General features: G+C 64.8%; 11 protein-coding genes. 9 read left to right on the top strand and 2 right to left on the bottom strand.

From position 1 onward, the window contains the following. Positions 1-9 precede the first annotated feature (9 nt). Positions 10-1,479: an esterase-like activity of phytase family protein gene (locus MAFF_RS07195; protein ID WP_044548021.1), complete on the bottom strand. Its 1,470-nt coding sequence runs from the start codon at positions 1,477-1,479 to the stop codon at positions 10-12. A gap of 296 nt (positions 1,480-1,775) precedes the next feature. Here MAFF_RS07195 and MAFF_RS07190 point away from each other — a divergent pair, with 296 nt between their 5' ends. The 4 genes from MAFF_RS07190 (at position 1,776) to MAFF_RS07175 (ending at position 7,009) form a co-directional block, all read left to right on the top strand. Next, positions 1,776-4,187 (top strand): GcvT family protein, encoded by a 2,412-nt coding sequence (locus MAFF_RS07190; RefSeq protein WP_010910224.1) that lies wholly within the window; start codon positions 1,776-1,778, stop codon positions 4,185-4,187. Between the two features lie 13 nt (positions 4,188-4,200). Next, on the top strand, positions 4,201-5,754 hold the full coding sequence (locus MAFF_RS07185; protein WP_044548019.1) for a trimethylamine methyltransferase family protein: 1,554 nt from the start codon (positions 4,201-4,203) through the stop codon (positions 5,752-5,754). 104 nt (positions 5,755-5,858) lie between these two features. Beyond that, the gene (locus tag MAFF_RS07180) at positions 5,859-6,614 is read left to right on the top strand and encodes a DUF4239 domain-containing protein (protein WP_044550595.1); all 756 of its coding nucleotides are present in this window, start codon (positions 5,859-5,861) and stop codon (positions 6,612-6,614) included. A gap of 80 nt (positions 6,615-6,694) precedes the next feature. Beyond that, positions 6,695-7,009 carry a hypothetical protein gene (locus MAFF_RS07175; RefSeq protein WP_044548017.1) on the top strand — a complete coding sequence of 105 codons (315 nt, stop codon included), beginning with the start codon at positions 6,695-6,697 and terminating at the stop codon, positions 7,007-7,009. A gap of 12 nt (positions 7,010-7,021) precedes the next feature. Here MAFF_RS07175 and MAFF_RS07170 read toward each other — a convergent pair whose 3' ends face one another. Next, a complete protein-coding gene (locus tag MAFF_RS07170; protein ID WP_044548015.1) occupies positions 7,022-8,047 on the bottom strand; it encodes a LacI family DNA-binding transcriptional regulator in 1,026 nt (341 codons plus the stop codon). 195 nt (positions 8,048-8,242) lie between these two features. Here MAFF_RS07170 and MAFF_RS07165 point away from each other — a divergent pair, with 195 nt between their 5' ends. From MAFF_RS07165 to MAFF_RS07145, 5 genes are all read left to right on the top strand, one after another. Continuing rightward, the gene (locus tag MAFF_RS07165) at positions 8,243-9,274 is read left to right on the top strand and encodes a Gfo/Idh/MocA family protein (RefSeq protein WP_010910219.1); all 1,032 of its coding nucleotides are present in this window, start codon (positions 8,243-8,245) and stop codon (positions 9,272-9,274) included. Further along, complete coding sequence (locus MAFF_RS07160; RefSeq protein WP_010910218.1) at positions 9,271-10,179, top strand: sugar phosphate isomerase/epimerase family protein; 909 nt, start codon at positions 9,271-9,273, stop codon at positions 10,177-10,179. The genes MAFF_RS07165 and MAFF_RS07160 overlap by 4 nt, the downstream gene beginning before the upstream one ends. 109 nt (positions 10,180-10,288) lie before the next feature. Continuing rightward, on the top strand, positions 10,289-11,296 hold the full coding sequence (locus MAFF_RS07155; protein ID WP_010910217.1) for a substrate-binding domain-containing protein: 1,008 nt from the start codon (positions 10,289-10,291) through the stop codon (positions 11,294-11,296). Between the two features lie 84 nt (positions 11,297-11,380). Then, complete coding sequence (locus MAFF_RS07150; RefSeq protein ID WP_010910216.1) at positions 11,381-12,178, top strand: ATP-binding cassette domain-containing protein; 798 nt, start codon at positions 11,381-11,383, stop codon at positions 12,176-12,178. Then, positions 12,175-13,221, top strand: coding sequence for an ABC transporter permease (locus MAFF_RS07145; RefSeq protein WP_044548010.1), 1,047 nt, complete (start codon positions 12,175-12,177; stop codon positions 13,219-13,221). Before MAFF_RS07150 ends, MAFF_RS07145 begins: the two co-directional genes overlap by 4 nt. Positions 13,222-13,259: the final 38 nt, after the last annotated feature.

The raw sequence follows: 13,259 nt of genomic DNA, 5'->3' as shown, positions 1-13,259 counted from the left end.
ATGACGGTCTTACTTCTTGGCGAGGTCGGGAAGCGTGACCTGATAGACCAGTAAGATGGTGTCGACATTGGCGCCGTCATCGGCCTTGTAGGGGGCGCCGACCTGGAAACCGTCCTGGGCGAGGAAGTCGTTGTCATTGGCGACGAACAAGAAATAGTCGTCGGGCAGCTTCGGATCGAGCACGCTGGCCAGCGACATCGCTTCCCACTTCTCCGAGAGATTGTTGTCGTCGTTCGGGGCGCCATTGTGCAGGCCGAAGCGATTGAGCTGCGTATTGTCGTTGATGTCGATGAACGGCGTCAGCTTGGCCGGCGTCACCGACGGATCAAGCACGCCCTTGGGCGCGACCGGCTTGTCGGCGGCGTCGAAAGGGCCGCCCGCGATGTCGGTCGCGGCCGAAACGTCGACGACGAAGATCTGGCGCAGAAGCGAGGTGTCGCCCTTGACGCCCTGGCCGTTGCCGCTGTCGCGCGCCAGCATCAGGAAGGACGTGTCCGACAGCGCCACGATCTCGCTTTGCGCGGCGACCTTGGTCTTGCCTTTGGCGTCCTTGAACACCGGCAGCGGCACGACATATTCATGCGCCAGCTTGAGATGGGCGAGGTCGGAGGCGTCATAGACCAGCGCCCTGGTGTTCTGCCGGGTCGAGCCTGAATCTCCGCCATCCTGCCGGGTCGCCGACTGCAGCACGGCAATCAGGAACTTGCCGTCCGGCGTCATCGCCATGCCTTCCAGGCCCTGGTTGTTTTGGCGGCCGGTCTCGGGATCCTTCGGGTCGGGCTCGGCGGCACCGGGGCCAGGATTGTCCGAGGAGAAGTTCGGCGCGCCCTTGCGCATCGGCACCAGCGCCGCCGGCGGCTGGGTCGCCGACAGCAGGCGGCCCTGCGCCGAGAAGCGGTAGATGTTGGGGCCATATTCGTCGGAGATGAACATCGAGCCGTCGGGCAGCCGCACGATCGCCTCGTTGTCGAGGGCGAGCTTGCCATTGGTGGCGGCGGGCAACATCGGCATATCGCCGGCGGCGGCGCGTACATCCGACAGCGGATCGAGGCCGGTGGCGTCGGCGCCCTTGTCGTCGGTCAGAAGCATGGTGTCGGCAAGCGTCGCCTTGACTTCGGTCTGTTCCTGGCCAGCGGCGCCAGGTGCGGCCGGGGTAAATTCGATGCCGATGGTGTTGAGGCGCGGCCGGTAGTCGGTGGTGCCGGCGACATTGTAGCCACGATCCGGCAGCAGCCAGAGCGAACCCTTGTAGGTGCCCGCATCATGCGTCCAGCCCGATGTGTCGATCGCCATGCCGGAACCCGAGCCGAACGTCTCGCCGAATTTGTCGCGCTGCGCGGCTGGGATGCGGCCGACGCCGACCAGGCCCTTGTTGACGAGGCCGCCGACGGTCGCGGTGCTGTCGGCGAGCGCTGGCGACAAGGCAGTGAACAAGGCCAGCGCGACGCCGAGCGAGGCGGTTCGGTGCAGGTGTTTCATGGATGATCCTCTTTGTGACAGATGTGCCGGAGCGGCCGAAGAGCGAAAAAGCTTAAAGAGGCGGTACATCGATGATGCCGCGCGCCGCCCCCCGAAAGCGATCTACGGCGCGAACATGATGCTTGCGTGACAGTGCGGCATGTCCGCCCGCTGGCGCGTTCACAAGCCGGAAAAAACACGCGGCGGGGCGGAAGAATGGATCATCCCCACGCATCCGTCCGAGCCTGCAAGCGCAGTACTGGACACTTATGTCTAGTGCGTATATGGTGCGCTTCTGACAGACCGGGAGGGAAGCCTTGAAGTCGCACTACCGTGCAGTCGTCATCGGGGGCGGGGTGGTCGGTGCCTCGGTGCTCTACCATCTGACGCGGTTCGGCTGGCCTGACGTGGCACTGATCGAGCGTGCCGAACTGACCGCCGGTTCGACCTGGCATGCGGCAGCCGGGTTTCATGCGCTCAACGCCGATCCCAACGTCGCGGCTCTGCAGGATTACACCATCAAGCTCTACCGCGAGATCGAGGCCGAATCCGGCTGGAATATCGGCCTGCACATGACCGGTGGCGTCAACATGGCCAGCGATCCCCAGCGCTGGGAATGGTTGAAATCGGCCTGGGCGGTATTCCAGTCGGTCGGCATCGAAACCGCCAGGCTGGTGACCCCTGACGAGATCAAGGAAATCTGTCCGATCGTCGACGTCACTGGCGTGCTTGGTGGTCTCTACGATGCCAATGAGGGTCATCTCGACCCCTATGGCACGACGCATGCCTATGCGGGTGCCGCCAAGAAGCGCGGCGCCGACGTGATCCTGCGCAACCGTGTCGTCGAGTTGAAGTCTCGCGCGGACGGCCATTGGGACGTCGTCACGGAGCAGGGCACCATCATCGCCGAGCATGTCGTCAACGCCGGCGGGCTGTGGGCCAAGCAGCTCGGCCGCATGGCCGGCGTCGACCTGCCGGTGACGCCGATGGAGCACCATTATTTCGTCACCGAGGACATTCCGGAGATCGCCGCTCTCGACCGGGAGCTCGGCCTTGCGGTCGATCTCGACGGCTTTTCCTACCTGCGCCAGGAGCGCAAAGGCGTGCTGCTCGGCGTCTACGAGCAGAACCCCAAGCATTGGAACATGGACGGCGCGCCATGGGACTACGGCATCGAGCTGATCCCGGAGGACATAGACCGCATCAGCCCGGAACTCGCCAAGGCGCATGAGCGCTTTCCCTGCCTGGCGAGCGCCGGCATCCGCAAATGGGTCAACGGCGCCTTCACCTTTACCCCCGACGGCAATCCGATCGTGGGACCGGTGCGCGGCCTGAAAAACTACTGGGTCGCCTGCGGCGTCATGGCCGGCTTCAGTCAGGGCGGCGGCGTCGGCAAATCGCTGGCCGAATGGATGATCCATGGCGAGCCGCAGGCGGACATTTTCGGCATGGACATTGCGCGCTACGGCGCCTTCGCCGCCAACCGCGAATATCTCAGACAAACGACGCGGCAATTCTATGCGCGCCGTTTCGTCATGACTTTCCCCAATGAGCGGCTGCCGGCGGGCCGGCCCTTGAAACGCCCCGGCGCCTATGACGGCATGAGTGCGGCGGGCTGCGAATGGACGGCGTCGTGGGGGCTGGAAATCCCGGCCTATTTCGCGCCGATGGGCTTTCGCGAGAACACCACGCTCAAGCGCTCCAACGCCTTCGACATCGTCGGCGATGAAGCGCTGCAGGTCCGGCGCGCCGCCGGTCTCGTCGATATCTCGGCCTATGCGCGCTATTCCGTGTCGGGGCCAAGTGCGCGGGCATGGCTCGACCGGCTGCTGGCCTGCAGGCTGCCTAAGGCGGGACAGGCGCGGCTGGCGCCGATGCTCGGGCCGGATGGACGGCTGAAGGGCGACCTCACCGTGATCAACTGGGGCGACGGCGACTATTGGCTGATGGGCTCCTACTATCTCAGGGAATTCCACATGCGCTGGTTCGAGACCCGGGCAGGAGAGGGCGTCACCGTCACCGACATCTCGGACGCGACGGGCGGCTTCCTGCTGACCGGGCCGAATGCGCGCAAAATCCTGGAACGTACGACGCATCAGGATGTCTCCAGTGCGGCGCTGCCCTTCATGGCCTGCGGCGCGTTCGACATCGGCATGGTGCAGGCACGGCTTGCCCGCCTGTCCATCGCGGGCGAGCTGGGCTTCGAGATCAACTGCCCCGTGACCATGCATGCCGCGCTGCGTGAGACGCTGCTCGCCGCCGGCGAGGATCTCGGGCTGGCCGAGATCGGCTACTACGCGCTCAACTCGCTAAGGCTGGAGAAAAGCTTCGGCATCTGGTCGCGCGAATTCACGCAGGGTTACACGTCACGCCAGACCGGCCTCGACCGCTTTATTGCCTTCGACAAGGGCGATTTCGTTGGCCGCGAGGCGGCGCTGAAGGAGCGCGATACCGGCACCGCGCAACGGATCGTGACGTTGGAGATCAATGCGCTCGATGCCGACGCCAGCGGCTTCGAGCCGGTCTGGCGTGACGGCCGCCGCGTCGGCTTCGTCACTTCGGGCGGCTTTGGCTACACGATCGGCAGAAGCGTCGCGCTGGCGTTGGTGGACGGCGATTTTGCCGAGGAGGGTACGGCGCTTTCGGTGCACATTGTCGGCGTCGAACGGCCGGCTCGCGTCATCGCGGCGTCACCCTACGATCCCTCGGGCAAGGCGATGCGGCAATGAGGAGGATTTTGCGATGATCGATGACGCGGCACGAGACATGAGGCGCGAGCGCCGGCGTGGACGCACGGGCGAAGCCGGCAGCGAAAGCAGCCGCCGGCCCAACTACCGGTCGCTGAAGAACCCGTTCCTGCCGCAGCCGATCTTTTCGGATGACCAGGTGGCTTCCATCCACGACACGGCGCTGCGCGTGCTGGAGGAGCTCGGCATCAAGGTGCTGTTGCCGCAGGCGCGGGAGATCTTCGCTCGCGCCGGTGCGCTTGTGGACCCGGACACTGACATGGTGCGCATCGGCCGCGACATCGTGGCCGCGGCACTGGCCTCGGCGCCAAAATCAATTCCAGCGCTGGCGGGCGACCGCAGTCGCGATCTTTTGCTCGAACTCGGCTCGATGACGTTCCTCGCCGGCGCAGGCGCGCCTAACGTCACCGATCTCGAACGCGGCCGCCGGCCGGGAACGCTCGGCGCCTTCGAGGAATTGACCAAGCTCATCCAGCATTTCGACGTACTGCACATGCTTTGCCCCTGCATCGAGCCGCAGGATGTCGACAACCGTTTTCGCCACTATGCGGTCAACCGCGCGCAGCTGACGCAGTCCGACAAGTTCCCCTTTGTCTTCGCGCGCGGCACGCCGCAGGTCGAGGATGGGTTTGAGATGATCCGGCTGGCGCGCGGGCAGTCAGAGGATGAATTCCGCGCCGGCGCCCATTGCTACACCATCATCAACACCAACTCACCGCGCCAGCTCGACATTCCGATGGCGCAAGGCATCATCGACTTCGCCCGCGCCGGGCAGGTCCTGGTCATCACGCCGTTCTGCCTGGCAGGCGCGATGGCGCCGATCACGGTCGCCGGCGCGCTGACGCTGCAGCATGCCGAGGCGCTGGCCGGTCTGGCATTGGCGCAGATCGTGCGACCGGGCGCACCCGTGCTTTACGGCTCCTTCTCCTCCAATGTCGACATGAAGTCGGGCGCTCCGGCGTTCGGCACGCCCGAACACGTCAAGGCCACACTGGGAGCCGGCCAATTGGCTCGCTTCATCGGCCTTCCCTGGCGTTCGGGCGCCGGCAGTGCCGCTAACATTTCCGATGCGCAGGCAGCCCATGAGTCGCAGTTCGCCCTTTGGGGCTCGGTGCTTGCCGGCGCCACCGTGTGCATCCACGCCGCGGGCTGGCTGGAGGGTGGCCTGAGCGTCTCGTTCGAGAAGCTGATCACCGACATCGAGGCGGTGCAGTCGATTGCCGAGCTTTGCGCGGCAACGCCTGGCGACGAAGACGCGATCGGTTTCGAGGCCATCGCCGAAGTGCAGCCTGGCGGGCATTTCTTCTCGGCCAGCCACACGATGGCGCGCTACCGCACCGCATTCTATGAGCCACTGGTGGCCGACTGGTCGAATTTCGGCAACTGGACGCAAAGCGGATCAAAGACCGCCAGCGAGCGCGCTACCGGCATCTGGAAACGCATCCTTGCCGATTTCGAGCCGCCAGCTTCGGCTGCCGCCACCGCCGGAGTGCTCGACGAATTCATCGCGCGGCGCACCGAAGAGGGCGGCGCGCCACCGGTGTCGTGAGCGGCGAGCTTTCGCGCGAGACACCTGGCCTTGCCGCGACTTTCGCGGCGTGATCGGTGCCGGGGTCATTGGCAAGCGGTGCACGCCGTGCAGAAATGCGCTTCATGCGCGAAGCCCTGATCGCCTTGGTGATTTTCCTGTGCCTGGCGGCGGCGCCGCTGGTCAGCATGGCGATCTGGCCGAGGCTGCCGGCCAGACATCGCGACGACGACACGAACAATGTGGTGCGGCTCGCCGCCAATTTGTTCGGCGTCATGACCTCGTTGGTGCTCGGCCTGATGATCAACTCGGCCAAGAACACCTTCGAATCGATCGATCACAATGTGCACGCCTATGCGACGGAGATGATCCTGCTCGACAGGACATTGCGCCAGTACGGTGCGGATGCCGACATGGTGCGCCAGCCGCTGGTCGCCTATGTGCCGCGGGTGGCGGCCGGCTCGCTGCAGGCCAGCGAAACGCCTATCGTGTCCAACCAGCTGTCCGAACATCTTTTGACGGAGATCGGCACGCGGCTGAACGCGCTGACGCTGTCCGATGCGACGCATAGCCCGCTGTTGCAGGATGCGCGTCAGCGCCTGCAGAAAGTGCTGGAAATGCGCTGGGTGCTGATCGAACAGTCGGAGGGTGCGATCCCCTGGCCGCTGATTGCCATGCTGGTTGCGTGGCTGGCGCTGATCTTCGCCAGTTTCGGGTTCAGGGCGCCGAAGAATGCGATCACGCTTGCGACCTACGTCGTGTCGGCCGCGCTCATCGCCGGGGCGATCTACCTGATCCTCGACATGGACGTGCCGTTCTCCGGACCGATCCAGATTTCGCCGGCACCGCTGGAGCGTGCGCTGGCGGAATTGCAACGGTGATGCGGAACCGGTGACGCTTCCAGGCATTCATGGGTACGGCCGGGCTTTGTCGCCTTAGCGGCCATCGAGGGGAGGACGACATGGGTTTCGACCAGTATCACGAACCGCCTGAAGAGCTGTCGCAGAAGGTGCGGACCTTTGCGCGCATGATCACGTCGCTGATCGAGGAGGCGGAAGCGATCGGCTGGTACGAACAGCGCATCTCGGTGGAGAAGGATCCGCAGGCGCGGGCCATCATGCAGAACGCGCAAGGCGAGGAGTTCAAGCATTTCGGCATGGACCTGGAATTCCTGCTACGCCAGAAGAAGGATTGGCGGGCGGAATTGAAGGAAATCCTGTTCACGACGGGCGATATCGTCAAGGCTGGCGAGCGGGGCGAGAAGAAGGTGGATTGATCGCCTGCGCCATCAATCGCTGTCGCGCGCGATCAGTTCCAGCGGCCAGACTTCGCGGGTGATGCGCGGGCCTTCCGGGCCGGCGAAGGCGGGAAGCGAGGCCAGCAGCATTTCGGCCAGCCGCCTTCCCATCGGCTCCAATGGCGGGCGGAAGGCGGTCAGCGCCGGGGAAAAATAACGGCAGAGCGGCGTGTCGACGATGACGCACACCGCGATGTCGTGGCCGGGGCGGATGCCCATCTCGGCGAGCGCCTTGCAGCCGCCGAGCGCCATGGCGTCGTTGTTGAAGATGATAGCCGTCGGCCGGTCCTTTGCCAGCATCACGCGCGGCGTCACCTGGTAGCCGCCGGCTTCGTTGATGAAGCCATCGGCGATCAGCGCGGGGTCGACGTCGATGCCGTGCCGCTTCAGGGCTTTGCGATAACCGTCGAGGAACAGATAGCCAAAATTGAGATTGAGGGAAGGGCGGATGGCGGCGATGCGGCGATGGCCGCGCGCCACCAGCCGGTCGACGGCATCGCTGCCGGCCTTCTCGAAATCGAGGTCGAGCGAGGGGTAGGCCTTGCCGCCGCTGCGGCTGCGGCCGAGCGTGGCGAAGGGGAAGCCGACCTGTGTGAGATAATCGATGCGCTCGTCCTCGCGCCGCGTCCAGGCCAGTAGCACGGCGTCGGCGCGGCGGGTCTCGACGACGCGGCGCAGGCGCTCCTGCTGATAGTCGCCCGGCGCGCCCATCACCACGGTCAGGTCGAGCCCGCTTTCGGCAAGGCGGCCCTGCAGCCCGATCAGGAAGGGAATGAAGAACGGTTCGCCATATTGCTGGTCGCCAGGATGCGGCTGCAGCATGAAGGCGATCGAGTGGGTCGCGCCTTGTCTGAGACTGCGGCCGGACTGATTGGGTGAATAGTTCAGCTTCTTGGCGGCGTCCAGCACGCGTTGGCGCGTGTCGGCATTGACGTCGGCGCGGCCGTTCAGCGCCCGTGACACGGTGCCGATCGAAATGTTCAGGTGACGCGCTAGGTCGTGGATGCTGGACGCCAAGGACAATTCTCCCCCTCTGCCTTGGCTATCATTGGCTGCCGCCTAGGCCAAGGCTTCGGGACGATTTTCGCGAACAGCCGATTGACATTCTACGCTATCGGGTGTGTTCTCGTAAACGTTTACGGAAAACGTTTACGGCGATGCCGTGGATGCCGTGACATTCGGTCTGGAGGGACCGGACGGGAGGAGTGCCGGATGATGAATGTCGTCCTCGTCGGCTGCGGTGCGATGAGCAGGCAATGGCTCGATGCCGCGAGGCAGATCGACGGGCTTGCCATTGTCGGCCTTGTCGATCTCGACGCCGAGCGGGCGAAGGCGAGGGCGCACGAATACGACCTCGCCGGCATTATCATCGGCACCAGCCTTGACGCGGTGCTCGACCAGACGAGGCCCGACGCGGTGTTCGATGTCGTGGTTCCCGCCGCCCGCCGCGCGGTCGCGCTTTCGGCCTTTGCCCATAATTGCCACCTCTTGACCGAAAAGCCGCTGGCCGACAGTCCGGAGAATGCCCGCGCCATCGTCGAGGCGGCCCGCCAGGCCGGGCGCATCCACGCCGTCGTGCAGAACCGCCGCTACGTTGCCAATGTCAGGCGCATCAGGCGCTTTCTCGACTCCGGCGCCATCGGCAATCCGACCAGCATCCATGCCGATTTCTTCGTCGCGCCGCATTTCGGCGGCTTTCGCGAGGAGATGGCGCATGTGCTGCTGCTCGACATGGCCATCCACACTTTCGATGCCGCCCGCTATATGGCCGGCGGTGAGCCGGCCGGTGTCTACTGCCAGGAATGGGAGCCGGCCAATTCCTGGTACCGGCAGGGATCGTCGGCAAGCGCGGTCTTCGATCTTGGTGGTGGCAAGGTCTTCACCTATGCCGGCTCCTGGTGCGCCGACGGTTTCCGCACCAGCTGGGAAGGCAGCTGGCGCATCGTCGCCGAGCGCGGCAGCCTCATCTGGGACGGCCATGACCTCTTGACGGCAGAGGTGGTGGCGACGGGCCGCGATGGGCTGTTCGCCAAGACCCAGCCGATCGACGTGCCGCCGCTCGATCCAGCCGACCGCGTCGGCGGCCATCTCGGCATCATCAGGGATTTCATGCACGCCATCGAGACCGGCACCGAGCCGGAGACGCATGGCGCCGATAACATCAAAAGCCTGGCCATGGTTTTTGGCGCCATCGAGAGCGCCGAGACCGGCCGGCGCGTGGCGATTGCAAGGGAAGGACCATGATGCCAAACCCGCTTCTCGACATCCGGATCGGCACCATGGTGCGGGCCAATCTCGAAGACCCCGCTGCCTATGTCAGGCAGATCCTGCCGCTTGGTTTCGAGAGCATCCAGCCCTTCTTCTGGCAGACGCTGGGCGGCAAGGACCTTCCGCGCCTTGCCGGCGAGATCCGCGAGGCGATCGGCGATGCCGATGTCGTCGTGTCTTCCCTCGGTGTGTTCGGCAATCCGCTGGAGAGCGGCGAGGTCGATCGCGGCGTGCTCGCGGCCTGGGAAACGGTCATCGATAACGCGCATCTGTTCGGCGCTTCCATGGTCAGTGGCTTCACCGGGCGCTTGCGCGGCAAGAAACTGACCGACAGCCTGCCGCGCTTTCGCGAGGTGTGGGGACCGCTGGCCAAGCGCGCCGCCGACAAGGGCGTGCGCATCGCCTTCGAGAATTGCGCCATGGACGGCAATTGGGCGGTCGGCGACTGGAACATCGCCCACAATCCGGACGCCTGGGAGCTGATGTTCAACGAATTGCCTGACGATAATCTGGGTCTCGAATGGGAGCCCTGCCATCAGCTCGTCTATCTGATCGACCCGATCCCGCAGATCCGCAAATGGGCGCCGCGCATCTTCCATGTCCATGGCAAGGACGCCACCGTGCGCTGGGACGTCATCCGCGAGCACGGCGTGTTTGGCCGCCTGCCTTTCGTACAGATGCGCACGCCCGGCTTCGGCGACAGCGACTGGACGCGGGTGATCAGCGAATTGCGGCTGGCCGGCTACAAGGGCGCCATCGACATCGAGGGCTGGCATGACCCGGTCTATCGCGACGATCTCGAAATCACGGGGCAGGCGCGGGCGTTGGAATATCTCAAACAATGCCGGGGAGGCGCCAGCTACCTGCAAAATCCGACGTGAGGACAAATTTGATGAGAGAATTGGCCGGCGGAGGAGCCGGTTCGTAAGTGGCGAAGCAATCGTCAACAGCCCCCTCGGCTGACGAGGGAAACAAAGGGAGGACAAGTGCATGAGCATCGCGATCAGAACGACACTTCTGCGCACGACCGTCGTGGCCGCCGCCACGGCGCTTTGCGCCGCCATCTCGACCTTGCCTGCACGGGCGCTCGACGCCCAATGGTGCAAGGATGTCCATATCCGCTTCTTCGTCGGCGGCGCCGAGGGCGACGCTTTCGGTACCATCGTCTATAATGGCGCCAAGCAGGCGGCGGCCGATCTCGGGCCGAAAGTCGACTACATCTTCTCCGGCTGGGACGTCGAAAAGATGGTGCAGCAATTGCGCGAGGCGGTTGCGGTCAAGCCCAACGGCATCGCCATGATGGGCCACCCAGGCGAAGACGCGATCATGCCGCTGGCCGAGCAGGCGCATAAGGACGGCATCAAGATGATGTACCAGAACGTGCCGGTGCCGAAGGTGGTGGCGGCGTTCGGCGGCGGCTATGTCGGCGCCCAGCAGGAGCAGCAGGGCCGCGCGCTCGGCGCCGAGGCGTTCAAGCTGGCCGGGCTGAAATCCGGCGACAAGGCGATCATGATCGGCCCCTTCGACAATGAGAGCCGGGGCGCACGCGAGCGTGGAACGGTCGCCGCACTGAAAGAGGCGGGCGTCGATGTCGTTCAGATCAATTCCGTAACCGAGTGGGCGGCCGATCCCAACCTCGCCATCCCGGTGATCACCGCGGCGTTGCTCAACAATCCGGGTGTCAAGGCGGTCGGCTATCCCGGCGGGCAGATGCTCGGCAATGTGCCGACCTACATGCAGGCCGCGGGCCGGAAGCCCGGCGATATCTTCAATTTCGGCTTCGACACCAGCCCGCAGATCGTCGAGGGCTTCAAGGGTGGATGGGTGCAGCTGACAGCCGACCAGCAGCCATTCATGCAGGGCTATCTGCCGATCCTCAGCCTTTGCCAGCAGGTGGTGCTGGGTCTGGCCCCGATGAATGTCGACACCGGTGCCGGCTTCGTCACGCCGCAGAACTATGAGATCGTCTCAGAGCTCGCCAAGCAGGCGCTGCGCTGACCTCCCAAGGCTGCCGGCCGGGTTGGACCCGGCCGGCAGGACCGCCGGCAAAGGCCGGCATGCGACAATGAAAGCGAGGATCCGATGGCCGAACGCATCATCGAACTGCGCGATATCACGAAGTCTTATGGTCAGGTCTATGCGCTGGGCGGCGTCAATCTCAGCGTCGACCGCGGCGAGGTGGTCGGCCTCATCGGCGACAATGGCGCCGGCAAGTCGACGCTGATCAAGATCCTGTCCGGCGTGGTCAGGCCGACCAGCGGCGACATCCTCGTGCGCGACAAGCCGGTGAGCGGCTGGAGCGCGGCGCGCTCCCGCGACGCCGGCATCGAGACGGTGTTCCAGGACCGGGCGCTGGCCGTGCAGCAGACCATCGTGCGCAACATCTTCATGGGCCGCGAACTGACTGGCTTCATGGGCTGGCTGAAGGTCAACAAGGAGATCGAGGAGGCAAGCCGGCTGATGCGCGAGATCGGCTTCACCTCGAAAGTGTTCACGCCGCACTCGATCGTCGGCCAGCTGTCGGGCGGCGAACGCCAGGGCGTGGCGATTGCGCGCGCCATCTACAAGCAGGCCGAGCTGATCATCCTCGACGAGCCGACCACGGCGCTGTCGCTGACCGAGACCGCCAAGGTGTTCCACTTCGTGCGCCAGGTGCGGGCGAGCGGCCGCTCGATCCTGTTCATCGGCCACAACATCCATCACGTCTTCGACATCGCCGACCGCTTCGTGGTGCTCGATCGCGGCAAGGTGGCGCTGACCGCCGACCGCAGCGCGGTCAAGTCGGCGGAAGATTTGATCAATTTCATGGAGGACGTCGCGCATCCCGGCGGGTTGCCCGGACTGCGCGAGGCCGGCGAAGCGGAGCAGCAAGCACGATGAGCAAGACCATGGAACCCGATCTCGAAAGCCCTCTGCGCGCTCATGCCGGGTCCGCCCGCCAGGAGTGGAAACATCCATCCGACCATTGGCTGCGCGGCTTCGTCCTCGACAACCGCGCATCGCTCGGCACGCTCGCCGTGTTCATCGTCATGATGGCGGTGTTCATGGTCGCCAACCCGACCGTGTTCACCACCTGGTATCTCTACAGTTCCGTGCTGACGACGCTCCCCGTGGCGCTGTTCGTGGTGGTGCCGCTGGTCTTCGTCGTCACCTGCGGCGAGATCGACCTGTCGTTTCCGGCGACGATGGGGTTTGCCTCCTGGGTCTTCGCCCTGGTGGTGCAGGCCGGCTACGATCCGTTCCTTGGCATTGCCGCCGCACTCGTCACAGGCATGCTGCTCGGCTTCCTCGTCGGGTCGCTGGTCGTCTATGGCGGGCTGTCGTCGCTGATCGCCACGCTCGGCATGAATTTCCTGCTGCGTGGGCTGATCCAGATCATCAACGAGGGCAAATCGATGGCGCTGACCAGCCTCAGCGGCAGCTGGGCCTACAAGATCTTCTCCAGCCAGATATACGGCATTCCGGTGCAGATATTCTGGGCCATCGCCTTCGTCGTACTGTCGGCGATGCTCTACAACAGGCATCGTTTCGGCGCGCAGGTGAGGGTGGTCGGCGACAATCCTGACAGCGCCCAGCAGATGGGCATCGACGTCAAGCGCGTGCGGGTGAAGGTCTTCGTCTTCGTCGGCATCGGGGCGGCGATCGCCGGCACGTTCTCGGTGATGATCAACTTCACCTGGTGGCCGACAGCCGGCGACGGCTATCTCCTGCCGGTCCTGGCCTCGGTGTTCGTCGGCGGCACGCCAACCTGGGGCGGTATCGGCACGGTGGCCGGTGGCGCGATCGGCGCGGTCACCGTGTCCTTCATCCAGACCGGCGTGGTGGCGGCAGGGTTAAGCGGCTTCTACGTGCAGTTCTTCAACGGCCTGATCATCATCCTGTCGTTGCTGGGCCATAAGTGGAACCAGGCAAGGTATCGGTGAGGGAGGCACTGCCGGAACTGCGCTGAGAGCTGCTCGGA

Source organism: Mesorhizobium japonicum MAFF 303099 (assembly GCF_000009625.1).
In the GTDB taxonomy this organism is placed as follows: Bacteria; Pseudomonadota; Alphaproteobacteria; order Rhizobiales; family Rhizobiaceae; genus Mesorhizobium; species Mesorhizobium japonicum.
The sequence above is the reverse complement of the archived record's forward strand: the minus strand, read 5'-3'. Positions and strand labels throughout refer to the sequence as shown.